This is a genomic window from Dyadobacter linearis (assembly GCF_907165045.1).
Lineage (GTDB): Bacteria > Bacteroidota > Bacteroidia > Cytophagales > Spirosomataceae > Dyadobacter > Dyadobacter linearis.
This window is the reverse complement of the sequence record NZ_CAJRAU010000002.1, coordinates 208,903-234,763: the sequence shown is the minus strand read 5'-3', so window position 1 is coordinate 234,763 and position 25,861 is coordinate 208,903. Positions and strand designations below refer to the sequence as shown.

20 protein-coding genes are annotated in these 25,861 nt (G+C 46.0%); 13 read left to right on the top strand and 7 right to left on the bottom strand.

Annotation, left to right across the window (positions count from 1 at the left end):
- Window positions 1-4: 4 nt before the first annotated feature.
- Together KOD92_RS07110 and KOD92_RS07105 are read right to left on the bottom strand one after the other, a co-directional pair.
- On the bottom strand, window positions 5-3,868 hold the full coding sequence (locus tag KOD92_RS07110) for a PAS domain S-box protein (protein ID WP_215232863.1): 3,864 nt from the start codon (window positions 3,866-3,868) through the stop codon (window positions 5-7).
- A 169-nt stretch (window positions 3,869-4,037) separates the two neighbouring features.
- Window positions 4,038-4,211, bottom strand: a complete 174-nt coding sequence (locus KOD92_RS07105) for a DUF6496 domain-containing protein (protein ID WP_215232862.1) — start codon at window positions 4,209-4,211, stop codon at window positions 4,038-4,040.
- Window positions 4,212-4,313: 102 nt separating this feature from the next.
- Between KOD92_RS07105 and KOD92_RS07100 the strand changes: the two genes are divergently transcribed.
- A complete protein-coding gene (locus KOD92_RS07100) occupies window positions 4,314-5,690 on the top strand; it encodes an amidohydrolase family protein (RefSeq protein WP_215232861.1) in 1,377 nt (458 codons plus the stop codon).
- Window positions 5,691-5,709: 19 nt separating this feature from the next.
- A complete protein-coding gene (locus KOD92_RS07095) occupies window positions 5,710-6,075 on the top strand; it encodes a VOC family protein (protein WP_215232860.1) in 366 nt (121 codons plus the stop codon).
- Here the strand turns inward: KOD92_RS07095 and KOD92_RS07090 are convergent.
- Complete coding sequence (locus tag KOD92_RS07090) at window positions 6,072-6,950, bottom strand: alpha/beta fold hydrolase (RefSeq protein ID WP_215232859.1); 879 nt, start codon at window positions 6,948-6,950, stop codon at window positions 6,072-6,074. The genes KOD92_RS07095 and KOD92_RS07090 overlap by 4 nt on opposite strands.
- Before the next feature lie 210 nt (window positions 6,951-7,160).
- Between KOD92_RS07090 and KOD92_RS07085 the strand changes: the two genes are divergently transcribed.
- The 8 genes from KOD92_RS07085 to KOD92_RS07050 all read left to right on the top strand — a co-directional run bounded on the left by KOD92_RS07085 (window position 7,161) and on the right by KOD92_RS07050 (window position 16,491).
- A complete protein-coding gene (locus tag KOD92_RS07085) occupies window positions 7,161-8,192 on the top strand; it encodes a hypothetical protein (protein WP_215232858.1) in 1,032 nt (343 codons plus the stop codon).
- Window positions 8,192-9,355 carry a glycosyltransferase family 4 protein gene (locus tag KOD92_RS07080; RefSeq protein WP_215232857.1) on the top strand — a complete coding sequence of 388 codons (1,164 nt, stop codon included), beginning with the start codon at window positions 8,192-8,194 and terminating at the stop codon, window positions 9,353-9,355. Before KOD92_RS07085 ends, KOD92_RS07080 begins: the two co-directional genes overlap by 1 nt.
- Window positions 9,356-9,384: 29 nt before the next feature.
- Window positions 9,385-10,542, top strand: a complete 1,158-nt coding sequence (locus KOD92_RS07075) for a glycosyltransferase (RefSeq protein WP_215232856.1) — start codon at window positions 9,385-9,387, stop codon at window positions 10,540-10,542.
- Between the two features lie 49 nt (window positions 10,543-10,591).
- Entirely contained in the window at window positions 10,592-11,518 is a 927-nt protein-coding gene (locus KOD92_RS07070; RefSeq protein WP_215232855.1) for a glycosyltransferase family 2 protein, read from the top strand.
- Window positions 11,475-12,041, top strand: coding sequence for a putative colanic acid biosynthesis acetyltransferase (locus KOD92_RS07065; protein ID WP_215232854.1), 567 nt, complete (start codon window positions 11,475-11,477; stop codon window positions 12,039-12,041). Before KOD92_RS07070 ends, KOD92_RS07065 begins: the two co-directional genes overlap by 44 nt.
- On the top strand, window positions 12,038-12,787 hold the full coding sequence (locus KOD92_RS07060; RefSeq protein WP_215232853.1) for a glycosyltransferase family 2 protein: 750 nt from the start codon (window positions 12,038-12,040) through the stop codon (window positions 12,785-12,787). The genes KOD92_RS07065 and KOD92_RS07060 overlap by 4 nt, the downstream gene beginning before the upstream one ends.
- A 128-nt stretch (window positions 12,788-12,915) precedes the next feature.
- Window positions 12,916-14,124: an MraY family glycosyltransferase gene (locus KOD92_RS07055; RefSeq protein WP_215232852.1), complete on the top strand. Its 1,209-nt coding sequence runs from the start codon at window positions 12,916-12,918 to the stop codon at window positions 14,122-14,124.
- Between the two features lie 96 nt (window positions 14,125-14,220).
- Window positions 14,221-16,491 carry an NADP-dependent malic enzyme gene (locus KOD92_RS07050; RefSeq protein WP_215232851.1) on the top strand — a complete coding sequence of 757 codons (2,271 nt, stop codon included), beginning with the start codon at window positions 14,221-14,223 and terminating at the stop codon, window positions 16,489-16,491.
- Window positions 16,492-16,701: 210 nt separating this feature from the next.
- On the opposite strand, the gene KOD92_RS07045 is transcribed toward KOD92_RS07050, so the two are convergent.
- Window positions 16,702-18,558, bottom strand: a complete 1,857-nt coding sequence (locus KOD92_RS07045) for a glycoside hydrolase family 2 protein (protein ID WP_215232850.1) — start codon at window positions 18,556-18,558, stop codon at window positions 16,702-16,704.
- Between the two features lie 136 nt (window positions 18,559-18,694).
- Here KOD92_RS07045 and KOD92_RS07040 point away from each other — a divergent pair, with 136 nt between their 5' ends.
- On the top strand, window positions 18,695-19,756 hold the full coding sequence (locus tag KOD92_RS07040) for an isoaspartyl peptidase/L-asparaginase family protein (protein WP_215232849.1): 1,062 nt from the start codon (window positions 18,695-18,697) through the stop codon (window positions 19,754-19,756).
- A gap of 134 nt (window positions 19,757-19,890) precedes the next feature.
- Window positions 19,891-21,000, top strand: a complete 1,110-nt coding sequence (locus KOD92_RS07035; RefSeq protein WP_215232848.1) for a T9SS type A sorting domain-containing protein — start codon at window positions 19,891-19,893, stop codon at window positions 20,998-21,000.
- Here the strand turns inward: KOD92_RS07035 and KOD92_RS07030 are convergent, their stop codons facing one another.
- Window positions 21,001-21,918: an alpha/beta fold hydrolase gene (locus KOD92_RS07030; protein ID WP_215232847.1), complete on the bottom strand. Its 918-nt coding sequence runs from the start codon at window positions 21,916-21,918 to the stop codon at window positions 21,001-21,003. It lies immediately after the preceding gene.
- A 186-nt stretch (window positions 21,919-22,104) separates the two neighbouring features.
- On the opposite strand from KOD92_RS07030, the gene epsC reads away from it, so the two are divergent.
- On the top strand, window positions 22,105-22,935 hold the full coding sequence (gene epsC, locus KOD92_RS07025) for a serine O-acetyltransferase EpsC (protein WP_215232846.1): 831 nt from the start codon (window positions 22,105-22,107) through the stop codon (window positions 22,933-22,935).
- On the opposite strand, the gene KOD92_RS07020 is transcribed toward epsC, so the two are convergent.
- Both KOD92_RS07020 and ppk1 read right to left on the bottom strand, forming a co-directional pair.
- Entirely contained in the window at window positions 22,928-23,521 is a 594-nt protein-coding gene (locus KOD92_RS07020) for a TetR/AcrR family transcriptional regulator (protein ID WP_215232845.1), read from the bottom strand. The genes epsC and KOD92_RS07020 overlap by 8 nt on opposite strands.
- Window positions 23,522-23,729: 208 nt before the next feature.
- Window positions 23,730-25,826 carry a polyphosphate kinase 1 gene (gene ppk1 / locus KOD92_RS07015; protein ID WP_215232844.1) on the bottom strand — a complete coding sequence of 699 codons (2,097 nt, stop codon included), beginning with the start codon at window positions 25,824-25,826 and terminating at the stop codon, window positions 23,730-23,732.
- Window positions 25,827-25,861 lie beyond the last annotated feature (35 nt).

Below are 25,861 nucleotides of genomic sequence, written 5' to 3'. Positions count from 1 at the left end.
GCAACTAGATTTTGACAAGCCAGCGAAGGAGCATTTCTTCCAAAGTATCCCTGATCACAGGCTTTGTGAGGTAATCGTCCATTCCGGCTTCTATACATTTTTCCCTCTCCCCAACAACCGTTCCGGCTGTGAGCGCAATGATAGGAACGCGCGTTCCATTTTCCAGGTTCCTGATCCCCCTGGCGGCTTCATACCCGTTCATTTCCGGCATTTGGATATCCATAAATACCAGGTCGGGATTGCTTTTATGGTAAGCATGAACCGCCTCCCGCCCGTTTTCAGCCTCTACGATCACCGCATTCGGGACTATTTTATTCAACATCGACCTGACCAGCAACATATTGATTTTGTGATCCTCGGCGATCAGAATGGTAATCTCCGATTCATTGATAACACGTTCAGTGAAGTTTCCAGGCTGTTCATCCAGCTCCTCCCCTGCTTTTCTGTTAAGTCCGGAAATTGCCGAGAATAGCTGCTGGATTTTGACGGGTTTAAGGAGGAAATGCTGCACATCCAGCTCTTCACGCAGAGCAGTAACAGAATCCTCTTCAAAAGCATCGTTCAGCAAAAAGATCGGTTTACCGGAAGCCGCTTTATTGTCCATTTGTCTGATCTCCCTGATCGTCGCGATACCTCCCAGACCAGGCATTTTGCAATCCATTAAGATGATATCATAGTCCGGATCAGACGATAGCAATTCTACCGCCTCTTCCCCGCTTTTGACGAAAGTAGAGTCAATATCCTTGTTTTTAAGCATTTCATGCAGGATTTGCCCATTGGTCTCATTATCGTCCACGATGAGAACATTCCTGATATCATCCACATTTTCCCATTCGAACAGGTCCTTCCCGGCCACTACTGTGAATGTAACGTCGAAAAAGAAGATACTTCCCTTGTTTACGTCGCTTTCCAGTTGCAAGTTGCTACGCATTAATCCGAGCAGACTATTTGAAATCGTCAGTCCCAATCCCGTGCCGCCAAACCGTTTGGTAGTAGAAGAATCTCCCTGCGAAAATGCCTCAAAGATCTTTTTCTGGTCCTGCGGTTCAATACCAATACCAGTATCCCGGACAGAGAATCTGAAAGTGTAGTCTTCCTCTTCCGTTTTATCCAATACCTCAATTTTCAACTCTATTTCACCCGTTAATGTGAATTTTACTGCGTTACTAAGAAGATTTACGAGGATCTGCCTCAACCGTAACGGATCAGTCCATACGAAATGCGGAATATCTGCGGGGATATTCAATAGCATTTCAAGATGTTTTTGCTGCGCCTGGTAATTGACCATGTCCGAAACCTGGCCGCACATTTCTAAAAGGTCCGTTTTCTCCCAGCTCAGTTCAAGCTTGCCTGCTTCTATTTTGGAAAAATCCAGAATATCATTGATGATATCAAGCAGCGAATTCGCCGACTGAAAAACCATTGACATATATTGCTGCTGGGTTTCGTCAAGGCTCGTTTTCATGAGGAGGTCCGTAAATCCGACTACCCCATTAAGCGGGGTCCTGATCTCGTGGCTCATATTAGCGAGGAACTCCGATTTCAGTTTACTCGCTTCTTCGGCCTGCTCCCTTGCTTCCAGCAGCTCGATCTCAGCCATTTTGCGGGACGTAATATCGCGCACAACAGCCTGGATAATATCATGGTTATTAACGTGGATCAGATTCAGCAGGACTTCTGCGATAAACGTTTCTTTTTTATCCCCGAACCGTTTGTAAATCCACTCAAAGCTGTGACTGCCTTTTTTGTAAACGGCTTCAATATGGCGGTTCGAAATGCCCAGTAGCGTTTGCTCGTCGTCTTCGCCACGCAGAGACAATCCCCCCAGCGACATTTGCCTCAGCTTTTCAACAGTATCAACCCCAAACATTTTGATCGCCGCTGCATTACAATCCAGATAACCGTTCCGGTCAAAAAGGATCACCGAATCACTTGTGGAATCGTACAGGCTCCTGAACTTGGCTTCTGAGTTAAGAATCTCAACCTCAGCCATTTTCCTCGTCGTAATATCCTGAAAAGCACCGTAAAGCCTGCGGCAAACACCGCCCTCCATTTCAGACTTCCCGATCGTTCTTACCCAAATCTCTTTGCCTTTCGCCGTAACGATCTGTAATTCAATATCCCATGAAGTAGCATTGAGCATTCCATCCTCGACTACTTCTGCGATCGCTTCCCTGCTTAATCCTTCTTTATAAAAACTGATGGCTTTTTCCAGAGTAGGTTCGTAATCCTCTTCTACCTCGTGTATTTCTTTTGTTGTGGAAGACCAGTACAGTTCCCCTGTTTTCGGATGTAGCTCCCAGCCACCGATCATCGCGATCTGGTTGGTCTCTTCAAGCATATCCTTGATCCGCTTCAACTCGTCATCGGATTCTTTTCTGGCGGTAATATCCCTTTCGAGCGCCACGTAGTTTGTGCAAACCCCGTTATCGTCAAATACGGGTGTCACTTTCAAATCGACCCAATATTTATCTCCCGCCCTTGAATAGCACAGAACTTCTTCCTGCACGACTTTCAGCTGCTTGCATTCCTCGTAAATGCGTTCAATGGTATCCTGATCAGAGCCAGGCCCACGCAGCAACTCAATCGGGCTTTTACCCTGTGCTTCTTCGCGACTATACCCGGTTTGCTGTTCGTATGCATTGTTCACCCAGGTTATCAGCCCCTTTCCATCTGTAATAACAATGTAATCGGTTGTATTGGAAGCCACTATTGCAAGCTCTTTCAGTCTTTCCCTGGAATTGCGAAGCTCGGTTATATCGTGACTGGTGAGGATCACTTTTTTGCTGGAAGGCTCTATGTTCGCTGTTGTATTGCTCCACGACCACTTCCCGCTCTTGTGCCGGATCCTGTGTTCTACGCCGCCTGCGACGGGCACACCGGTTTCAATCGTGATGCGCAGCGCCTCGAAGCAGGTCTGAAAATCCTCTGGATGTACAAATTCCATAAACGAATGACCGATCGTTTCCTCGACCGTGTATCCATAGGTATTTAGCCAGCTTGGCGATGCATAACTAAAAATCCCTTCACGATCTATCATGAAGAGTACGTCCTGCATATTGGAGATCAGCACTGAAAAATCCTCTTCCACTTTCAGCTGCTTCGTCAAATCGTAACCAATGCAAAAAAGCTCCGTGACTTCTCCACCGGCATTGGTAACGCCCATAAATTCCCACTGGGTGGTTTTAACGCCATTGCTGGCAGATGCTTTGCGCAGCTGAACCGGGTGTGGCGTATTCGGCACATCAAAGCATGCGCGCCCGACAAGAAAACACTTTTCAATATCCTCCGGCACCACGCCGGCCAGCGAAGAAGTACCGATCAGGTCTTCTCTTCTATATCCGTAGAAATCACAGAAGTAATCGTTTGCGTAGATGTAATTTCCTTCTTGCGAAATACCTACTACGTACACCGACTGGCTCTTCATGAAGACGTCGTACAGCGGCGTATCGCGAATGGCACGCGGCATATTCGCTTGCTTATCAACTACCGAAAAGCCGGAAACGATCAGAAGGGAATTGTTTTCGGGATGAAAAATGGGTTTGGAATGTACTGTAAAAACAACCTGATCCTGGCCATGCACTTGTAGCTCGATCTCGTGACTCAGAAATTGCTCGCCTTCCACAAAGTCGGAGACGGGCCGGGATCTGTATTCCTCAATGAATTGACTATCAATTAACAGATCTGTACGACCAGATGCATTTGCAGTGCCCGAAAGTTTTCTGGAAAGCGTCGCGTCCGCCCATTGATTTTGAGGATTACCATACTCCCAAACCAGATATCCGTCCGTTGCATATTCCTGAAGAAAATTAAATAGATCCTCATCCTGGCGAAACAAACTCACCAACACCTTCCGCAAATTATTCATGATTATAGCCCTCAATATATCAAGGCGGTCGTAAGAACACTTTGACCGTACAAGATATAGTTTTTTGGTAACTTAAATCAGACATTGAATTTCTTCGACAAAAGAGTTGGGACACGAGACTGACGATTGACGACCGGCATAATCGATCGTCAATCGCCAACATGGATCGTTAGTCTTTCTTCGGCACTTTCGCTCCCTCTTTTCTTGCTTCCGACAACCCAATCGCAATCGCCTGTTTTTTGGAAGTGACTTTTTTGCCGGAACCGGATTTCAACTTCCCTTCTTTTTGCTCGTGCAAGGTCTCCCCGACCTTTTCACTTGCCTTTTTTGAGTATTTTGCCATAATTCACCTGTGTTAATACGGTTAGCTTGATTTTTTGTTCTTTGTAAAAATGACGCTTTTATCAAAACCTGTACCAAAATCTCTTACTCAAAACAGCCACGCATGCAAACACTGCATATTATCCTGACAGCCACGTTACGAATACCGGCCAGGCTCTCCCTGTTGGCATTAATATTTGGATCAACAGGCGGTTATGCCTGGGCTCAGCCCGGGACAAAGCTGCTGAAAGACGTGACGCTGATCGACGGTACCGGCGCCGCTCCTTTGGAGCATGTCGATATTCTTATTGAAGGAAAACGCATTAAGGAAATTGGTAAAAACCTGAAAGCCAACGCCGAAACGATCGTCTCGCTCAGCGGAAAAACTGTGATGCCCGCGCTGATCTGTGCACACGCGCACGTTGGAACGCTGAAAGGCACCACTTCGTCGGCAGAGAATTACACACGTGAGAATGTGTTGCGGCAATTGAAAAAATACCAGGACTACGGAGTAAGCGCAGTGCTGGCAATGGGAACGGACAGACCGCTGATCTTCAACGGTCTACGCGACTCGACGGTCGCTGGGTTACTGCCGGGCGCACGTTTATTCTCTGCGGGATACGGTTTTAATACACCCGACAAAAATCCCGGCTCCTGGATGAACCTGCTGCTTCGACCAGAGCGCCCAGAAGATGTACCGGCAATGATGGAAAAGCTTGCGGCAGTTAAACCGACGGTCGTGAAAATCTGGGTCGATGATCACGGTGGCGGCAGTCAGAAAATGAAGCCCGAGATATACAAGGCGATCATCAAGGAAGCGCATCAGCGGAATATTCGCGTAGCCGCCCACTTATATTACGCCGACGACGCCAGCGCGCTGATCGACGCCGGACTGGATATTATCGCTCACAGTATCCGGGACAAGGAAGTTGATGCAGCATTGCTGGCGAAAATGAAGCAGAAAAAAGTCATTTACATTCCTACCCTTACCCTGGACGAATATCAGTTTGCATACGCAGAAAGTCCGGAGTGGCTGAATGATCCGTTTTTCAAATCGTCACTTGAACCGGGTGTATTTGAAATGATTACAGAGAAAAGTTATGGTGAAAAAATCAAGAAGTCGCCTGACTACCTGCGGAATGTAGCAGCAAATAAAATCGGAATGCGGAACCTCAAAAAGATCTCCGACGCTGGCATTACCGTCGCGCTCGGCACAGATTCCGGCGCATTTCCTGTCCGCGCGCAAGGATTCACGGAGCATTTGGAACTGGAAATGATGGTAGAATCCGGTCTGAGCCCATTGCAGGCGATCACGGCGGCAACAAGAAACGCAGCCCGCGCTTTGCTGATCGATAAAGAAAACGGTACGCTTGAAAAAGGTAAAATTGCCGATATGCTCATCCTGGAAGCAGATCCAACCAAGGATATTAAAAATACGAGAAAGATAGATTCAGTCTGGAAAGAAGGAAACGCTGCCAGCAAAGGCCCATTAAAACAATAGAAAATTCACTCCTGCAAAAATGAAAATCAGTTTTAAGAAATTAGACCATATTATGCTTTGCATTCCCGAAGGCAAAGAAGAAGTAGCCAGGGAATTTTATACCAATATACTGGGCCTGCCGGAGTTGAAAGACCTGGGTTATCCGTTGCCAAATGGAGCGATCTGGTTTCAGATGGGGGATATTCAACTGCATGTTCGGGCTGAAAAAAATCATAGTGTTTCAGACCGGCATCCGGCATTTGAGGTGCACAATCTGGCAGAAGCGCGCGCATTGCTGGAAAAACACAATATTGAGATCAAAAATGAAAGCAAAATCCCGGATAGAAATCGACTTTCTTTCCGGGATCCGTTTGGCAATCGCATTGAACTGATCGAAATGACCTAGTTCGCGATATCTGTATAAGGATTGCTGATCGTGACCACGTTTTCGTTGATAAACTGGATCAGATTTTCGTTCAGGCGCTCCTTGTGGGTAATGAAAAGTCCGTGAGGTGCGCCTTCGTAAATGATATATTCAGCGGCGGGAAGCATTTCAGAAGTGCGGTCGCTGCTCACTTTAATAGGCACTGTTTTGTCTGATTCACCGTGAATGATCAGTACCGGCACGTCGATCAGCGGCAAGTCGTTTCTGAAATCGGTTGCGCTGAAACTGCGGATGCATTGGGCCGTAGCCCGGCCCGATGCCTGCAATGCCAGAATGCTGTGCCACTGCAGTATCTCGTCACTTACTGCATTGTTGAGCAGGCTGATACCATAAAAATCTTTGGCAAAACCAGCCAGGAAATGCGGGCGGTCGTCCTCCACATCTTTTACAAACCCGTCGAACAGGTCTTGCGGAACGCCATCGGGATTATCTTCGCCTTTCAGCATATAAGGTACTACCGAGCTAATTAGCACAGCTTTTGAAACGCGGGCACTTCCGTATTTACTAAGGTAACGCACCACTTCTCCCCCACCCATTGAAAATCCGACGAGGGTAACATCGTGGAGGTCAAGACTTTCGATTACTGCATTCAGGTCACCGGCCAGTGTATCATAATCGTAGCCTGACCAGGTTTTATCCGATTTTCCGAACCCGCGGCGATCGTAGCCAATGCAGCGGATTCCGTGTTTTGGAAGCTCATTGAACTGATATTCCCACATTTCGTGGCTCAAAGGCCAGCCGGAAATAAAAATGACGGGTTTTCCCTCGCCAACTTCGTTCACAAACAATTTTATGGGTTCACCTGTTGTACCCGCTTTTGATTCAATCCATTTCATAGTCTTAGGTTTAAATAGCGTATAATTTGGTCCGTAGATCCGGTTTCGAACTAACGTACTTCCTTAAACTGTTTAAATTATCATTCCAAAAATCCTGTAAGTTGTAAAGTTGTAGGCAACTTATTTCTCAACAAAAAGTCAAAAAATCGTATTTGGAAAAAGTAATTCTAAATTTGCGCACACATTCGACGTAGAAAAGAGCTTCCATTAATGTTAAAGTACCTATACGGATTTCTGATTGGCATCGTCATTCTCGCCGGAATAACCGAGGTTGTATTAAGGGTAAAATACGGTTTCTGTAATTCGCCGCTCTACGTTTCCGATCCTGATTTTGAATATATATATGCGCCCAATCAGGATGTAAAACGCTTTGGTTATGTACTGAAAACGAATAAGTTTTCAATGCGAAATGAAGAGATTCTCCCTTCTGATACGCTGGTTATCCTGCTCATCGGGGATTCGGTCGTGAACGGCGGCAGCCTTACTGATCAGGATAGCATTGCTACCACCCTCCTGGAAAAGCGTTTTCAGGCTGATTTCAACCAAAGAGTGCGGGTATTGAATATTTCTGCGGGCTCGTGGGGGCCGGATAATGTGGCGGCTTACCTGAAAAAGTTTGGGCTTTTCAATGCGAAACTGATGTGCCTGGTGACGAGCAGCCACGATGCACACGATATCATGTCGCACCAAAGTCCGGTCGGGATTGATCCTGGCTGGCCGAACAAGCAATATAAGGTTGCATTGTACGAACTTTGGGACCGATACCGCTGGATTTTCTTCTATTATATTGATACCGTATTTTTCTCACAGGAGCCCGACGTCCCGGTAGTTGCCCAGGAAACGAAACCAGAGCCGGTTCCGGCAGACTCTTCCAGCCAGGTGAAAATCGATTCGGCAAAAAAAGATAAGCTCAATCAAGCTGGCATTCGCAAGCCGGGTACTGATTTCAATCCGGGATACCAGCAGCTTTTCGAAATGGCGCGCGACAATAATATTCCGTTTTTCATTTACCTGCACCCGGAAATCACCGAAGTGGATATGGGGCATTTCAATGATCAGGGGGAAGAAATTATCGCATTTGCCAAACAGAACAATATCAGGCTGATCAACGAATTTCAATATCCGATTTCCACCAAACTATATCGGAAAATGGATCTCGTACATTATAATAGCCAGGGACAGGTTTTTATGGCCGATAATTTGTACCCATTGTTTCAGGAATATTTAAATCTTAAAAAGTAATGCGCGTACTCGTTGTTCACAATCAGTTATGGGCGCATTATAAGTCGAGGCTTTTCAGCGATATCTCCCAGGTTTTTAGAAGATCTTATCCCGAAAGTGAATTTCTCGTGGCGCAGATCGCACTATACGAAGCGAGCCGGAGCGTGATGCAAAATGACAACGCAGTAGTTTACGAATATCCCTATCAGGTACTTTTTGAGCGCAGCCTGGATAGCACAGCTACGGGCGAAAGGCGAAAAGCACTTTTTAAGGTATTCAACGAATTCAAACCTGACGTACTGAATATCACCGGCTGGGGAGATATGGCGCAGGTTCAGCTCATGTTTTATGCCAGGTTCAAAGGTGTAAAAGTGGTGATCTCTTCCGAATCTTCCTCGCTGGATCACAGCCGCTCTTCCTGGAAGGAAACTTTGAAAAGCTTTATAGTAACCCGGGCCAACGCATTTTTTTGTTTTGGTAAAACTTCTGCGGATTACCTGGAATCATTGGGCGTAAAGCCAAAGGATATCACCGTGCGAAAAGCGGCGGTCGTTGACGAGGAAGTTATCCGGAGAAATTTTGAAAATGCTAAAAAGCGGCGGGCGGCTGAACAAACCGGCAATGCGGCGCGGAAATTTGTGTACGTGGGTCGGCTGGCGCCGGAAAAGAACCTGGAAATGCTCATCCGTGCATTCAGTAATGTTCATAAAAACGCGGACCCTGAAACGGTGAACTGGCAACTGCTATTCGTCGGCGACGGACCTGAGCGGCAGCGGCTTGCATTGCTTTCGGAGGAGCTGAAAATTAGTAATCAGGTTATTTTTGCCGGCGGTTTTCCATGGTATGAAGTTCCAAACTGGCTGGCGCAAAGTGACGTGCTGGTATTGCCGAGCAAATCGGAACCCTGGGGATTGGTGGTCAATGAGGCAATGGTTTGCGGAATGCCCGTAATCGTTTCTGATAAATGCGGCTGTGTGGCGGATCTGGTTGAGAACAATACAAACGGGTTCGTATTCAATCCGGAAAAACAGGAAGAACTGGAAAAGGCTTTGCTTTTTTTTATAAACAATCCTGAAAAAATAAAAACAATGGGCGCAGCTTCGCTGGTAAAAATCAAGCCTTTTTCTTCGGAAACTGTCGCGGCCCAAATGGTAGAGACTTACAAAAAACTGGCGAAGGCGTAAGCTGAGCATTGAAATACACTTACGAACAAATGCGGATTCTTAATATTTGTGCATACACCTGGGCGATCGGCGGACCAGCCCGGATCATTTACGACCACACTACCGAAGTACTCGCGCAGGGACATCAGGTTGATATCCTGAGCCCGATGACGCCCGGCGAAAAAATGTATCCCGCCCCGCAAGGCGCTCGGCTTATTCCATGTGCCAGAACTACGCCTGTAAGTGACATTTATAGGGAATTTTCCATCGAAATGTACCAGTATCTCAAAAAGCACATTGATGAATACGATGTGGTGCACATGCACGGAATCTGGCATTTTGGAAGTCTGGCGCCGTTTTTGATCCCCAGCAAGGCAGCAAAAGTCATCACGATCCACGGTCTGCTAGACAAATGGGCCGTGGCGCACAGTAAATGGAAAAAGCAGATCGTCACTGCACTGTATCAGAAAAGATTGCTTGGAAAAGCGGATCTGATACAGATCAATAATACCGACGAAGAGGAAGACGTGGTCCGGTACCTGGGTTACCGGCCAAAGAATATGGTGATCGTTCCTAATGGAATGAAGCTTTCAGATTATCAGAACTTACCTGAAAAAGGAATTTTCCGGGCGAAACATCAGATTACTGAAAAGCAGCAGCTTATACTTTTTATGGGGAGGCTCAATATTAAAAAGGGCCTCGACCTGCTGTTGCCTGCATTTGAAAAAATCCACCAACAGCTACCCGAAGCAGTACTGGTACTGGCTGGGCCGGACGATGGATACCAGTCGGAAACAGAAGAATTCATCAAAAAAAACCAGCTCGCCGACCGCATCAAGCTGGTAGGAATGCTGACTGATACCGATAAAAAAGAAGCTTTTTCTGACGCTGACCTTTTCGTTCTTCCGTCCTATTCGGAAGGATTTTCAATCGCAGTTTTGGAAGCGATGACGTGCAAAATCCCGACGGTTGTTTCCGATCGCGTAGGTTTTGGCGACTATATCAGAAAGTATGACGCTTCGTACCTAACTCCCTTGAACAGTGAGGGAGTAGCGGAAGGAATTCTTAAAATATTACAAGATAAACCTTACGCTTTGTCCGTAGCAAATCGTGCGTACGACATGGTAACCGAAAATTTTGACATCAAAGTAGTCGCTAATCAATTATTGGAAGAATACAAGAAGATTCAAAAAAGCCACTATCTTTGAGCATTTAAGTAACCGCTGAAAAGCAAGTCCGAAACGTTACACACTGGATATGATTGATTTATCCGTCATTATACTGACACACAATGAATCGAAGCACATCGGACGTTGCATTCAAAGTCTTCAGCAGGTAACCGACAAGATTTTTATCGTCGATTCTTTTTCAACTGACGATACGGTTTCCATCGCCGAAAATCTCGGCGCAACTGTGATCCAGAATCCCTGGGTTTCCTATTCCTTCCAATTCAATTTTGGTATCGCCAATAATCCATTTCAGACAGCCTGGCTGATGCGGATGGACGCCGACGAATACATTACGACCGAACTCGCAAACGAACTGAAAGCCTCCCTCGGCCAGGTTTCGGCGGGCGTTTCCGGTTTGTATGTAAAGCGTCGCGTGATATTTATGGACAAATGGATCCGTCGCGGAGGCTACTACCCGATCTGGCTGCTGCGCATCTGGCGCCGCGGGATCGGTACCTGCGAGGAATTGTGGATGGACGAACATATCAAGCTCAGCAGTGGAACGGTCGAAAATCTGAAAAACGATATCGTCGATCATAACCTCAATAACCTGACCTGGTGGACCCAAAAGCATAACAATTATGCAATAAGGGAAGTCATTGATTTATTGAACATTAAATATAATTTTGATAGCAAGCCGACCGTGGATCCGAAGTTCTGGGGAACGCAGGAACAGCGGACGCGTTATCTTAAAGTAAAATACTCAAAAATGCCGCTATTTACCCGGCCATTCATTTATTTCAGTTACCGGTATTTTCTAAAACTTGGTTTTCTGGACGGTTTGAAGGGTATTATCTGGCATTTTTTACAAGGATTCTGGTACCGCTTCCTCGTCGACGCGAAGATATACGAAGTGTATTACCGGGCCGGGAAGGACAAGGAGCAGATCATGGAACATTTCAGAACGGAATATGGAAAAGACCTTAAAAACCCAAACCGATCTGTCAAAGTATGACAATAGCTCGTACAAGCCCGGCAGTTTTGTGAAGCAATTACTATGGTATTTCACAGGCCGCCTGTTTGTGCACACGCATTTGCCTTACCCCTCCGGTTTCAAGAATAGTCTCCTGAGAATGTTCGGTGCAAAGATTGGAAACGGGGTTGTGATCAAGCCAAAAGTGAACATCAAATATCCCTGGTTCCTGCAAATCGGCGACCATACCTGGATCGGTGAAAATGTGTGGATCGACAACCTCACTATGGTGACAATCGAATCAAACGTCTGCTTATCACAGGGTTGCATGCTTTTAACCGGAAACCATAATTATTCGAAGAGCGCATTTGACCTGATCGTGAAGCCGATTATCATTGAAAAAGGCGCGTGGATCGGCGCGAAAGCGACGGTTTGTCCGGGTGTAAAAGTTGGGTCGCACGCAGTATTAACAGTCAATTCTGTGGCTACAACGAATCTGGACGCAGACGGAATTTATCAGGGAAATCCTGCCAGATACATTAAAACAAGAATAATAAACCATTGAAAGTAAGTATACTGACGGTTGTCTATAACGGAGCAGCCACGATCCGCCAATGCATTGAATCGATTGTAAATCAGGATTATCCTGATATCGAATACATTGTCGTGGACGGAAATTCGAAGGACGGAACGCAGGATATTGTGAAATCTTTCGAAGGGAAAGTCAGCAAATTCGTTAGCGAAAAAGACGCTGGAATTTACGATGCCATGAACAAAGGCATACAATTAGCATCCGGTGAAATAATCGGAATATTAAATGCAGACGATTTTTACGCGTTCTCAACCGTTATTTCCGAGGTGGTCGGACTGATGAAATCGGGCAACTATGAAGCTTGTTACGGGGATTTGGAATACGTTGACTTTACAAACGGATCAATAGTAAAAAGGAAATGGACTTCGGGATTATATCAGAAGGGTTCATTCTTAAATGGCTGGATGCCGCCACACCCTACGTTCTTTGTGCGCTGCGAGTTGTACGATAGGCTCGGCAAGTTTCGACTGGATCTGGGAAGTGCGGCAGATTATGAGCTGATGCTGAGATTTGTACACAAAGCAGAAATTAAGATTGGCTACCTGCCCAAGGTACTGGTCAAAATGCGGAGCGGCGGGGTCAGTAACAGTTCGTTTAAAAACAGGATTCAGGCAAACCGAAATGATCTTAAAGCATGGAGAACAAATGAATTAACTCCGAAATTTTACACATTGTGGCTAAAACCAATCAGGAAAATCTTTCAATTTATCAGGTTTTAAAAAAGACCTGATCCTGACGTTCAGTAAATATTTTGCATTTCGGTGACTTGGATATTTCCTATATTTACAAAATTTACGTCATTTGACTAGAATTTTCCTCTTTACACTTCATAAATAAGGCAGACACTATGGATTTAAAGTTACCTCTTCAGATATTAAGTGAAGGAAACTTCAGCAACATCATCCACCACGATGTGTACCAATGCCTCCTTTCGTTTCTGATCGCCTGTTTTCTGTCGATAATCTCCATACCTATTATCATTAACCTGTCTAATCTGCTGCATCTTACGGCAAAACCAGGTTTCCGCAGCTCTCACGAAACCGAAACGCCCACACTTGGCGGTATTGCCATTTTCGCAGCCACACTGATCGCCTACTTTCTCTGGCCACACTCTGAAAACATTCTCGATTCCAATCTGATCAGTCTCGCGATGACGGGCGTGATCATTTTGTTTTTTCTTGGAATAAAAGATGATATCCTTGCAGTTGACCCTACCAAAAAGCTGATCATTCAAATTTTCGCTTCGCTGATCTTGGTAGCGATGGGGAATTTTAAGGTTGATAATTTTTACGGGATCTTCGGCATTCACGCAGTAGCTGACTATGTCAGCATTCCACTTACTGTTTTCATATTTATCGCGATCATCAATGCGATCAACCTGATCGACGGGATTGACGGACTGGCGGGCGGCATTAGTTTAATTGCCGGACTCGGGTTTGGTATCTGGTTTATTCTCAACGACCACTTTTCTTTCGGCTGCCTCGCATTTGCTATGTCGGGTTCGTTGCTGGGTTTTTTAAGGTTTAATTTTTCAAAAACAAGCAAGATCTTCATGGGCGATACCGGGTCGCTGATCGTCGGTTACCTGCTTTCAATATTCTCGGTCGAATTTCTATCGCTGAATGTTGGCTACCTGCACGATCCGAACGCTTATTTCAATGCACCGATCATCGTGATGGTATTACTGATCGTTCCGATATTTGACACGCTCCGGGTTTTCATTGTCCGCATATTTAAAGGCGGCTCCCCGTTCGTAGCCGACCGCAATCACATGCACCATATTCTACTGGACAACGGGCTGAACCATTTCTGGGCTTCGTTCTCACTTTGGATGGTGACAATTACCAATACGGCACTGTTCTTCGCATTTCACGGGGACATTACAAATACGGCCTCGCTTTACATTTATATCGCGATGTTCGGCGCCTACATGCTTTTTGCACATATTCTCAAAAGAAGGATCGTTACCGTCAAAGCAAGGAAAAAATTGGTAAATAGTCCCTCCTTCAAGAAAGAAGATGTGCCTTCATCAGGCAACACAATGCGCGATTTCTGACCCCTGCGCCGGGGAATTTGCAGTGAATAGCTCCGCAAAATTCATTGGCATGAACCTAATGTTTGTACCTTAGCACGAAATAATTGCTATACAGGTATGAACAAAAAGATCAGAAAAGAAGACGCGCTATATTACCACTCGAAGGGCAGACCTGGGAAAATCCAGGTAATTCCAACCAAGGAAACAAGCACTCAGCGGGACCTTTCGCTGGCCTACTCTCCCGGAGTAGCAGAGCCTTGCCTTGAAATCGCCGAAAATGTTGAAAATGCATATTTGTATACTGCCAAGGGCAATTTGGTTGCTGTAATCAGTAACGGAACGGCTGTTCTTGGGCTGGGCGATATCGGTCCAGAAGCTTCCAAGCCTGTCATGGAAGGAAAAGGTTTGCTATTCAAGATTTACGCAGATATTGATGTTTTTGATATTGAATTGAATACCAAGGATGTCGACGAATTTGTCCGGACTGTCAAAATTCTGGAACCAACATTTGGCGGCATTAACCTGGAAGATATTAAAGCGCCCGAATGTTTTGAAATTGAAGCCCGTCTTAAAAAGGAACTGAATATCCCGGTCATGCACGATGACCAGCACGGAACTGCGATTATCAGTGCCGCTGCGATGCTGAATGCTTTGAAACTTGTCAATAAGAATATTGGCGAGATCAGAGTGGTGGTTTCCGGCGCTGGGGCCTCTGCTGTTTCCTGTACAAAACTGTATATATCGCTGGGTGTTAATCCTCAGAATGTGGCGATGTTTGATACAAAAGGACATATTCACAACGGTCGCACGGATTTGAGTGAGATGAAAAAGCAGTTTGCGACTGATGTAGCATATGATTCGCTCGATGCTGCGATGGTTGGAGCTGATATTTTCCTTGGACTCTCAACAGCTGATATTGTGTCCAAAGACATGGTGAAATCGATGGCGAAAGATCCGATCGTGCTCGCCATGGCCAATCCAAATCCCGAAATACCTTATCCTGATGCAGTAGAAGCGCGGGAAGACGTGATTATGGCCACCGGCCGTTCTGACTATCCCAACCAGGTTAACAACGTACTCGGGTTTCCATACATTTTCCGCGGTGCGCTGGATGTAAGGGCTACGGAAATCAATGAAGAAATGAAGCTGGCTGCGGTTCATGCACTGGCGGATCTGGCGACCAAGCCCGTTCCGGATATTGTCAACCTGGCTTATAATGAGACGAATATCGTTTTTGGTAAAAATTACATTATACCAAAACCCGTCGATCCGCGCCTGCTTACTACGGTAGCCCCCGCGGTTGCAAAAGCAGCGATGGAAACCGGCGTAGCACGCACGCATATCACAGATTGGGACGCTTACGAGCAGGAACTTTCAAGTCGCCTGGGTCGCAATGAGCAGATTTCAAGAGTAATCCTGAACAAGGCGAAGCTTGCACCAAAAAGGGTTGTTTTTGCTGATGCAGAGAATATTCAGGTATTACGTGCAGCGCAACAAGTTCGGGATGAAGGAATTGCGATACCGATCCTACTCGGTAGTAAAGAGACGATTCAGCATTTGATCAGAGAAAGCAAGCTCGACCTGGGAGACGTAGTAATCGTGGATCCGCGTGCGGAAGAAAATGAGCACATGATCGATACGTACGCTGCTAAACTGTACGAAAAACGTCAGAGAAAAGGACTTACGCCGATCGAAGCGAGAAGAACGATCTATTTCAAAAGCTATTTTGGCTCGATGATGGTCGAAAATGGCGAAGCAGATGCATTCATTTCCGGTTTAACCCGCACTTACCCGGACACAATCCGCCCGGCTTTGCACGTGATCGGAAAGCAGGATGGTGTGAATAAAGTAGCAGGTATGTACATTCTGCTCACACCAAAAGGCCCGCTCTTTTTCTCAGATACCACTGTCAATCTTGATCCTACGGTTGACGAAATCGTGGAAATCACGGAACTGACTGCAAAAGCAGTGGGACATTTCAATATTTCGCCCCGCATTGCGCTGGTAACGTATGCCAACTACGGTAGTGCTGCCGGTCACGATGCTGAAAAAATGCGGGAAGCCACTGCTATCCTGAAAAAGAGAAATCCGACAATGGTGGTGGAAGGCGAAATGCAAGCTCACCTTGCTTTCAATACAACACTTTTAAAAGAAAATCACCCATTCAGCGACCTCGTCGACGGCGGCGCGAATACGTTGATTTTCCCAAATCTGTCGGCAAGTAACATCGCCTATAACCTGCTGAAAGAAGCAGCCGAACTGGAAACCATCGGACCGATCCTTTTGGGTCTTAAAAAGCCGGTGCACGTGTTACAGCTAGGAAGCTCCGTCCGCGAAATCGTCAACATGGTCGCTATCGCAGTTGTAGAAGCGCAGATGAAGGGTTAGAGGGGAGGAAGGAGGAACGGAGGAAAGGGAGAATGGAGGAAAGGGAGGATGGAGGAAAGGGAGGAACGGAGGAAAGGGAGGAAGGAAAATAAAAGGGAAGAATAGCAGGTGCTCTGCGTTCTTCCCTTTTTGTTTTTTAATATTTAATTTTCTCCTTCCTCCGTTCCTCCTTCCTCCCTTTCCTCCCTTTCCCCCCTTTCCTCCCCAATCCTACCTCATCTTCACAAACTCCGGATTATAAATAGGCTGATGAATCGCTTTCAACTTGGCTTCCGGGAATTTGATTACTTTACGGTCGTAGGTCATCAAACCGTTTGTTTCGATCTCTACGTCAGTGGTTTGTGTGTAAACCGCCGCGGACAAACCTTTCCGGATCAAAGGCTCGAACTTTTTGATCATGCCTTCATAACGGTTGTAAAGTTCTTCCTGCGTTTTGAAGCTCTGGTAGCCCCAGTTGTCTTTTTGCTGCCAGGTATGTCCAGTCACCGGAAGTCCTAATCCGCCGAATTCACCCAAAACGATAATTTGCTTCGCACCGAAAAGATCAGGTCTCGGCATAACGGGCTCGGGGTAATTGTGCATATCTATAATGTGCCCCACCGGATGGAAGTTACCGCCGCTCGCGCTGTTTACGAGTCTGCTTGAATCGTATTGCATCGTCCATTTTGTGATCTCCTCGGTCTTGAACTGGCCCCACGCTTCATTGAAAGGTACCCAGATTACTATAGATGGGAAAAAGCGGTTGGCATCCATGATCGCTTTCCACTCGTCTTTAAATATCTTTTCTGATTCCGGCGTGCGGTCGCGATCGGTTTCGTTGCCGGTAATACCCGGGCGCTGCTCCCAGTTATTGCCCATATCGCCGCTCGGCATATCCTGCCACACCAGCATTCCAAGCTCATCGCAATACCGGTACCATCTCGCCGGCTCCACTTTCACGTGCTTCCTGATCATATTGAAGCCCATTTCTTTGGTTTTCACAATATCGAATTTCAGAGCCTCGTCATTTGGCGCAGTGTATAAGCCGTCGGGCCACCAGCCCTGGTCGAGCGGACCGTAGTGAAACAGGAATTTATTGTTCAAAGTCATGCGCTGGATCCCGTTCTGATCGGGCTGCATCGCGATTTTACGCATTGCGAAATAACTTTTCGCTTCGTCGATAACTTTTCCATTTCTCGTGATCGTCACAGTCAGATCGTACAAAAACGGACTGTCGGGTGACCATAACTTTGCATTTGGAACTGACAATGCGATGTTTGCATTAGGGGCGGCTTCCTGCTCGGCAACCTTGGTGGTTCCGTCGAAAGCCACAACCTTCACCTTATCCCCCTCTTTCGCGCCCTCCACCTTCAAGCTGATATCTACTATTTGCTTATCAATATCAGGAACCGGCAAAACACTTGTAATGTGACTTGTAGGCACGGTTTCCAGCCAAACTGTCTGCCAGATACCTGTCACCGGCGTGTACCAGATCGCGTGCGGATTCTTGATCTGCTTGCCTCTTGGCTGCGGTCCGTCGCTGCTAGGGTCCCAAACTTTCACGCTGATTTCCTGTTGCTTCTTTTTAACCAGCAAGTCGGTAATATCAAATGAAAAAGGATCATAACCGCCCTGGTGCGAGCCGGCTGGTTTTCCATTTACGAATACCTCACACTTCCAGTCCACTGCGCCGAAATGTAGCAGTACGCGTTGATCTTTCAGTTTCGGAGCAAAATCAACTGTCCGATTGTACCATAGCACACTATCTTTTCCAACCGTTCTGCCGACTCCTGACAATGCAGATTCAACTGCAAAAGGCACCAGGATTTTTCCCTCAAAACTGGCGGGTTTGGTTTTGCCGGCAGATTGCGGTACGATTGAGTAATTCCACAACCCATTGATATTCTGCCAGTTTTTACGGATCAATTGCGGTCTTGGATACTCCGGATGTGGATTGGCGGCCGAGACTTTTTCTGCCCACGGCGTAACGATTTTGCCTTGCTTATACTTCCAGTTGGCATTGTCCTGCGCATACAGGATCTGCGTGGAAATGGCCAGGATGGTTAGGAAATAGCTTAATTTTTTCATTCTTGATTTTAATTACTGAGACTTAATTTGAGTTTTACAATTCTAAAAGTCCTGCAATAATATGCTTTACTGCGGAATTCGAGTGCAACAGATATTGACTATATTAGATTTTACAACTCACTCAAAGCAAGAATCCATGAAAAAGGTCTGCATTATCTTCTTGACCCTATTAAACCTGCCGCTGTTCGCACAGGATTTTTCAGATAAGATCACGCTGGTAATCCACGGCGGCGCAGGAACCATAACCCGGTCTAATATGAGCCCGGAGCAGGAAAAAGCTTACAAGGATGTTTTGAATACCGCTTTGGAAAAAGGTTATGCAATGCTGAAAAGTGGCGGTACCAGCGTTCAGGCGGTGGAAGCTACGATTCATGTAATGGAAGATTCGCCGCTTTTCAATGCTGGCAAAGGTGCTGTTTTCACAAATGAAGGTAAAAATGAGCTCGACGCTTCGGTGATGGAAGGCAAAACGATGAAAGCCGGCGCAATAGCCGGAGTTACTACGATCAAAAACCCGATCAGCGCTGCGATTGCAGTGATGGAAAAATCCGAACACGTCATGATGGCTGGCGCCGGCGCGGAGAAATTCGCTAAACAACAGGGAATCGAGCTCGTTGACCCAAAATATTTTTACACAGAATCAAGATATAAAGCATTGCTGCGGGCCAAGGAAGCTGACAAAACTGAGCTGGACCATGATTCAAAAGACGAAAAGCAATTGAAGAAAGCGCCGAAAACTGGATTTGCGAAAGACGCTGAATTGATATTTACGGAAGGAAAAAAATTCGGGACTGTGGGTTGTGTAGCGCTGGACAAGTTCGGTAACCTCGCTGCCGGCACTTCTACCGGCGGAATGACCAATAAGAAATACGGACGCATTGGCGACGCCCCGATCATTGGCGCGGGTACTTATGCCAACAATGCAACTTGCGCAGTTTCGGCGACCGGCCACGGCGAATATTTCATCCGCTCGGTAGTTGCATACGACATTTCTGCATTGATGGAATACAAAAGCATGTCGCTGAAAGACGCCTCAAATGAAGTGGTTATGAAAAAATTAGTCGAGCGGGGCGGCGAGGGTGGTATTATCGCGGTCGACAGGAACGGGAATATTGCAATGCCATTTAACAGCGAAGGAATGTACCGTGGTTACATCAAAAGTGACGGAACACGCGAGGTACTTATTTACAAAGACTGACCTATTTTCCGGTATAAGATTTTAAGACAAAAAGAATGCAGTTTTATGCATTTGTTTCTGGTTACAACCATACAAAAAAGTGCATTTCCTGCGTTGTGTTTACATTAAGTAACTTAACGCCGCCCATTCCTTTTATGAAATCAATCTACGGGATTTTCTTTCTGATCGCGTTGTTTTGTAACGCAGGTTATGCCACTCATTTACAGGGTGGCGAGATCATGGCGGCTCACGTTTCGGGGCAAACTTATAATATCAAAGTCCGGATTTATGTGGATGCACAAGTGGGTGGCGGCGCGGCAGATGCCATGCAGGAAGTGACGGTATGTCTGGGAAATGGCACCACGCGCAATCTGCCAAGAACTACAACAAATCCGGTCCCCGGCTCACGGAGCATCATCGCGGTGGATTTTGAACAGCAATATACTTTTCCGACACCAGGCATTTTTCAAATTTCGGCAGCGGTTGATAACCGTACGGGTGGTATGCTTAACCTGGATAATTCGCAGGTGACTTCGATGTTTATCTGGACTGTAATCGATACACAGGTTGCAAATTCAACTCCTGTCCTGCCCTACCTGGCTTTCGATGCGGGCGTGAGGCAGGTTTTTTCAGTCGATCTGAAACCAACTGTGGCTGACAGCGATAGTATTTCAGTGAAAGTGGAGCGGATCAGCAAACCATCGCCTGGTTCCTGCGGTGTAAGAATGCCCGATCGTACTTATTTGTTTCCCAACGAAATAAGCGCAAATGGTACTTTTAAAGTTGAACCTGCATTGAACCAGCTGGTATGGAAAGCGCCGGAAGTTGTTGGTAATTATCTGTTTGCAATGGTTGTGAGAGAATGGCGCGGCGGCGTCGTGATTTCAGAAAGCTACCGGGAAGGAACAATCAACGTAACTGACAAGCCAGGTGAAACGGTTGAGATCCCGCCCTACGAATCCTCTGAATACGGAAACCCTATCACCTCAATTCCTAAGACTTCTTCCGCTGAAATTTCCATGGCTGTTGAAGCTTATCCGGTACCGACCGACGATTTTGTAACTGTGAATGCTTACAGCAAAAATAGGGCGGTGATCAGGCTGCAGTTGATTGACTTGAATGGTAGGATTGTTCGTGAAATCAAAACGATAGCTCCCGAAATATCTGTGCAGGAACGTTTTGATATGCGTAACCTTTCACACGGCGTCTACATTATCAAGGCAGACAATGCTACCGACTCGGTGACGCAAAAGGTGGTGAGATAATCAATTTCCGGTTATAGCAGTTTCGTCAGAAACCCTGTCCAGCGAGCTGATCTTTTCCTTAAAAAGAAGACCTTTTAAAAGCATTTCCTTGATCATCGACAAATGCGTGTAGGTGATCATGTGGCCCGCATTATAGAGAAAAATGTATTGGGCGCGTTTACTTTTAATGTGTTTTTTAGCAAAATCAATATTCGCAGGATCAGCAATCCAATCATTTCCACCCTGGATAACCGTTGTGGGGATTTGCAGACTTTGCCAGACCGGCAGCAGCTTTTTCAGTTCGTCGGAGTGGCTGTATTTTTCAGCAGTAGCCGTGTTAAACTGTTTCGGAAGGAAAAGCTGAATGAATGAATTCCTGCCCCATTTGGAAAACCAATAGAATTTTTCCTTTTCAGGATCAATAACCGGAGAGACCATAACGAGCTCTTTTACCTGTTCAGGAACCAGCGAAACGAGCTTTGCAGCAATCGGCGCGCCGTACGAACGTCCTAGTACTGTCACTTTTTCCTTGCTCTTATTTAGCTCAAAAACCGGAAGCAATGCATTCGCCTGTGTGGCAATCGACGTAACGTGCCGGCGCTTTTTCAGCCTGGATTTACCATAACCTACCCTATCTACCGAAACAATATGAAAGTGCTTTTGAAGGTCCTCATCGTCCATTAAGTTCATATATCCCCACAAAGAACCGGGCGCACCGTGAATTAAAAGCAACATAGGCAGCGTATCAGAACCTATACTGGCAATGCAAAGTGAAAGTGTATCATTCTTAATAATCCGCTCGACAGGTTTTACATCTTTTTGCGCATAGTGCTTTCTGACCTGCTTTGCCGAGATGATATATCTTGAAAAACAGGAACTTAACGAGAGCGAAATGGCGATGAACAGAACGGGTGTCCGAAGGAATTTAAGACTTGACATGCGTAAGAATGTTGCGGTATTTCATTCACAGGATATTCTAATATACTATTTAGGTATACAAAAAGTAAACCTCCGAATGGATTTTTTGAAAGAAATTGCCAGAACTAAATTTTTCATAGTGTTTCTTTGTTAGTGAAAAAACCGTATTATCTGCAATCGCAGCCTATTACCCTAATATATTTCTGAATGACAACCAGCCACCAAGAACCATTTTTCCTGCGCCTGACCGAGCAGAACGAAAAATACCGCTATAAGCTTCCATCAAGGCACGATGCGGGGAACTTCATTCAGAACCTTATCAATTTCCTCTTTCCGATCAGCCAGGATTGTCCTAACTGCCCTTCTAAGGATCTGGCAATGAAATATGCGGATCTGCGGGACGAGCTGGACCACATGTTGCAGCCACTATTGCCCCAACTTGAGAAGGAAAAGGGCGAGATACTGGACGAGATATTCAGTGGAATTCCTGATATCTACGAAATGCTGCTTGCGGATGCAAAGTCGATCACAGACAATGATCCTGCGTCTGTCAGTCTGGAAGAAGTAATTTCGGTGTATCCTGGTTTTATGGCGATAGCGACTTACAGGTTCGCGCATTTGTTTGCTCAATGCGGGATTCCGCTGCTTCCTCGGATGCTCACGGAGTTTGCACACAGCCAGACCGGAATAGATATTCACCCGAATGCAGTGATCGGCCGCTCCTTCTTTATTGATCATGGAACCGGCGTCGTGATTGGAGAAACGACACATATTGGTAATAATGTGAAGCTTTATCAGGGAGTTACTTTGGGAGCTACGCACGTATCCAAGTCACTTGCGTCGCGCAAGCGGCACCCTACGATTGAAGATAATGTGGTGGTTTATGCCAATGCGACTATTCTTGGCGGAGAAACTGTGATCGGGCACGATTCGATCATTGGCGGAAATGCCTGGTTAGTGAAAAGCGTACCTCCATTTTCTCAGGTTTATCACCAAAGCAAAATAGAGATACGCCCTCAAACTGTTCCTGCTACATAATGCTGCGGATAAACCGCCGCACACCTTCCATATAAATTGGTTCTGCATGCTCAAATGCAGACCTTGGTTGCGTGATCATTGTAATGCTAATAAACCCGAAGGTAAGGCACCACCATTCGTAGTAAGTTTTGGTAACACCTTCTGCTGATTTTGGACGAAGGCCCGCGATCATTTCCCATACCGGATTCCCCTTGATGCTCATCGCCTGCGAAAAAGCCTTTTTGGAATCGCAGTAAGCTCCTTCCAGGTTGAACATTACCTGAAATATCTCCGGATTTTCAACTGAAAAGTTCCAGATACTTTGCGCGACCTCTACGAGTTGTTTTTGAGGATTACTGAAATGTCCCTTGATCTTGATAAACTCGCTCTGCAGATGATCGAAACCTTCCATACGGACTGCTTCCAGGAGCTTGTCTTTGCTATCAAAATACTCGTATAAAATTGGGGGACTATATTCAATCACGTCGGCGATTTTACGGATCGAGACAGCAGTCCATCCGTCTTCTCGGGCAATGTCTTTAGCTGTTTTAACGATGTCGGAACGTACCTGAATTTTAAGTCGTTCTCTTCGCTCTACTATTCCCATGCGTGAGTAGTTCTTTTATGATTGAGTCAGAAACATATCTTTTCAAATATAACCATATAGAGCTTACAGCTCAAGGGACATTTGCTGCCTGCGCACAAAAAAAACGACAAGTTTCCCGATTTTATTTGTCAAAGTGCACTCATGAAATCTGAACACCGATTGAAAAATTTTGCTTGTAAAAAATTTTTTTAACCGGTTAAAAATGCGTTTATTCTCCCCTGCGGATCAAGCCACTCTTCTCTATTTTCTCCGCCAAACGGTAATTCACTTCCTGCGCACGTAACTTGCCACGGCCATCGTCACTGATCCGAAGATTGTTCTGATAAAGGTCCAGCCGGACTGATTTCTGATTGTCATTCGCATAATTCCTCAGCACAATCCGCATTTGATTTTTCAGCTGTTCGTCCAGAATCGGAAAGCATATATCGATACGTCTGTGCAGGTTCCTATGCGTCCAATCGCAGGAGCTCAGAAAAATTTCATCGTTTCCCCTGTTACCAAAATGAAAGATCCGCGTGTTCTCAGTGTACCTGTCTACATGCCGGCTAACCACGATATTATCGCTGATAGAAGGCAAACCGGAGATCAGTCCACAGCTTTCGCTCACCATCACATGTACGGGTACGCCTGCCTGTCCGGCCTGATAAAGTTTGTCAATTAAAATATGATCCTGTAACTGGTTGATCTTGATGGTAATAAAGGATTTCAGTCCCGCATTGCAGTTCGCAATTTCCCGATCGATCAAATCCATCAAGCGCTTTTGTAATGTAAACTGCGTGACAAACAGATAGTTGAACGGAAGGTATTTGTATTTCTTAGGTTCATCCTGGGTGGATAAATATCCAAAGAGCAGTTCAAGTTCATTGGTCAGCTCTCTGTGATTAGTTAAAAGTGCGTGGTCGACGATCTCGCGGCTGGTAAGGCGGTAAAATCCACCTGTTCCCAGAAAAGCATAACGCTCCCAGCCTTTTTGCACTTTTCTTTTGACCAGCGCCATTTTCGCGTGAACCTTCAAACCCGGCACGCTCAGGATAATCTTGACCCCGGCATCCCGCATTTTCCTCGACCATTGCAGGTTTTCCTGAATATCCATTTTGGTGTTGAGCTCCACGTAAGTAGTAACCCTTTTCCCATTCCTGGCGGCGCTGATCAGGGAATTTAATATAAATGAATGCGGACTGATCTTATAAAGCGACACGTGGATCTCCCTCACATGCGGATCGATTGCGGCTTCATTGAAAAACCGCACGATCGGTTCGTACGATTGATACGGTAGATGCAGTAGCTGGTCGCCTTTCTGAATTGCTTCAAATATGGAAGTATTATCTTCAAAATCAGGGATTTGCAACGGCCGCTGAACCGTATATTCGAGCCGCTTGCCAAGTGCCGGGAAGCGGATGAAGTCTTCCAAAAAAAGATAATCGCCGCGCTCGTGGAATTCATTCATCGGAATCGCCACTTTGTTGACGAGATATTCGCGCATATAAAGTGGCATTCCCGACTCGTAGAAATACTGAAAAGGCTGAACGAAATTCCGTTTATCGAGCTGTTTCAATATCCTCTGAGCTATTTGCATCGGGTATTCATCCTCAATCGAAAGCTCCGTTTCACGCTCTACACGTAAAGTATAGCTTTCCAGCACATTAAAACCGTGAAAGAGCAGCGACAGATTTTCGCGGATTATGTCTTCCAAAAAAGCAACTTGTCGTTTTCCATCCAGCTCGGGAAGCTCAATAAACCGACCGAAAGTTTCCGAAGGTATATTGACTGTCGCATACCAATCTTCTTCCGCGTCTTCCCTATGTTGTAATCTTACAATAAGATACAGCAGTTTTGATTCAAAGATTGTCGATTTCGATGCGCGCTTACTATCCAGAAAAATGGGTTGCAGGTGCCGAAAGAGTTTATCTATAAAAAACTTGCGCAGGAACGGTAAGTGCTCAGCGGCAAACGATTCCCGGTAATGCAAATGCACGCCCTGGTCGTTGAATGCGGGCAGGATACTGCCGGTGAGGATATCATTGAATTCACGAAGCTGGTTCTCAATCGTTTCGCTGACGTGTTCAAGCAGCGACTCGGGAAATATGTTCAGCTTGGCCCTGATATCGTTGCTCACCTCCCCCATTGCCAACAGGCCCGGAATCCTGACCCTGAAAAATTCTTTGGTCTGATAGGAATATATGCCCAGAAAACGGAGGCGTTCTCTCACCGGTACCGAATCATCATTGGCTTCCAGCAGCAAACGGTAATTATTGGACAGCCAACTCAGATTTGTATCGAAGTAGGGATAAGAAACATCTATCATTTAACAGGGTTGGAAAGATTCGAATTTTGGCACAA

Coding starts and splice junctions, on each gene's coding strand:
- KOD92_RS07110 (WP_215232863.1), bottom strand. CDS start 3,868: ATGAATAATTTGCGGAAGGTGTTGGTGAGTTTGTTTCGCCAGGATGAG.
- KOD92_RS07105 (WP_215232862.1), bottom strand. CDS start 4,211: ATGGCAAAATACTCAAAAAAGGCAAGTGAAAAGGTCGGGGAGACCTTG.
- KOD92_RS07100 (WP_215232861.1), top strand. CDS start 4,314: ATGCAAACACTGCATATTATCCTGACAGCCACGTTACGAATACCGGCC.
- KOD92_RS07095 (WP_215232860.1), top strand. CDS start 5,710: ATGAAAATCAGTTTTAAGAAATTAGACCATATTATGCTTTGCATTCCC.
- KOD92_RS07090 (WP_215232859.1), bottom strand. CDS start 6,950: ATGAAATGGATTGAATCAAAAGCGGGTACAACAGGTGAACCCATAAAA.
- KOD92_RS07085 (WP_215232858.1), top strand. CDS start 7,161: ATGTTAAAGTACCTATACGGATTTCTGATTGGCATCGTCATTCTCGCC.
- KOD92_RS07080 (WP_215232857.1), top strand. CDS start 8,192: ATGCGCGTACTCGTTGTTCACAATCAGTTATGGGCGCATTATAAGTCG.
- KOD92_RS07075 (WP_215232856.1), top strand. CDS start 9,385: ATGCGGATTCTTAATATTTGTGCATACACCTGGGCGATCGGCGGACCA.
- KOD92_RS07070 (WP_215232855.1), top strand. CDS start 10,592: ATGATTGATTTATCCGTCATTATACTGACACACAATGAATCGAAGCAC.
- KOD92_RS07065 (WP_215232854.1), top strand. CDS start 11,475: ATGGAAAAGACCTTAAAAACCCAAACCGATCTGTCAAAGTATGACAAT.
- KOD92_RS07055 (WP_215232852.1), top strand. CDS start 12,916: ATGGATTTAAAGTTACCTCTTCAGATATTAAGTGAAGGAAACTTCAGC.
- KOD92_RS07050 (WP_215232851.1), top strand. CDS start 14,221: ATGAACAAAAAGATCAGAAAAGAAGACGCGCTATATTACCACTCGAAG.
- KOD92_RS07045 (WP_215232850.1), bottom strand. CDS start 18,558: ATGAAAAAATTAAGCTATTTCCTAACCATCCTGGCCATTTCCACGCAG.
- KOD92_RS07040 (WP_215232849.1), top strand. CDS start 18,695: ATGAAAAAGGTCTGCATTATCTTCTTGACCCTATTAAACCTGCCGCTG.
- KOD92_RS07035 (WP_215232848.1), top strand. CDS start 19,891: ATGAAATCAATCTACGGGATTTTCTTTCTGATCGCGTTGTTTTGTAAC.
- KOD92_RS07030 (WP_215232847.1), bottom strand. CDS start 21,918: ATGTCAAGTCTTAAATTCCTTCGGACACCCGTTCTGTTCATCGCCATT.
- epsC (WP_215232846.1), top strand. CDS start 22,105: ATGACAACCAGCCACCAAGAACCATTTTTCCTGCGCCTGACCGAGCAG.
- KOD92_RS07020 (WP_215232845.1), bottom strand. CDS start 23,521: ATGGGAATAGTAGAGCGAAGAGAACGACTTAAAATTCAGGTACGTTCC.
- ppk1 (WP_215232844.1), bottom strand. CDS start 25,826: ATGATAGATGTTTCTTATCCCTACTTCGATACAAATCTGAGTTGGCTG.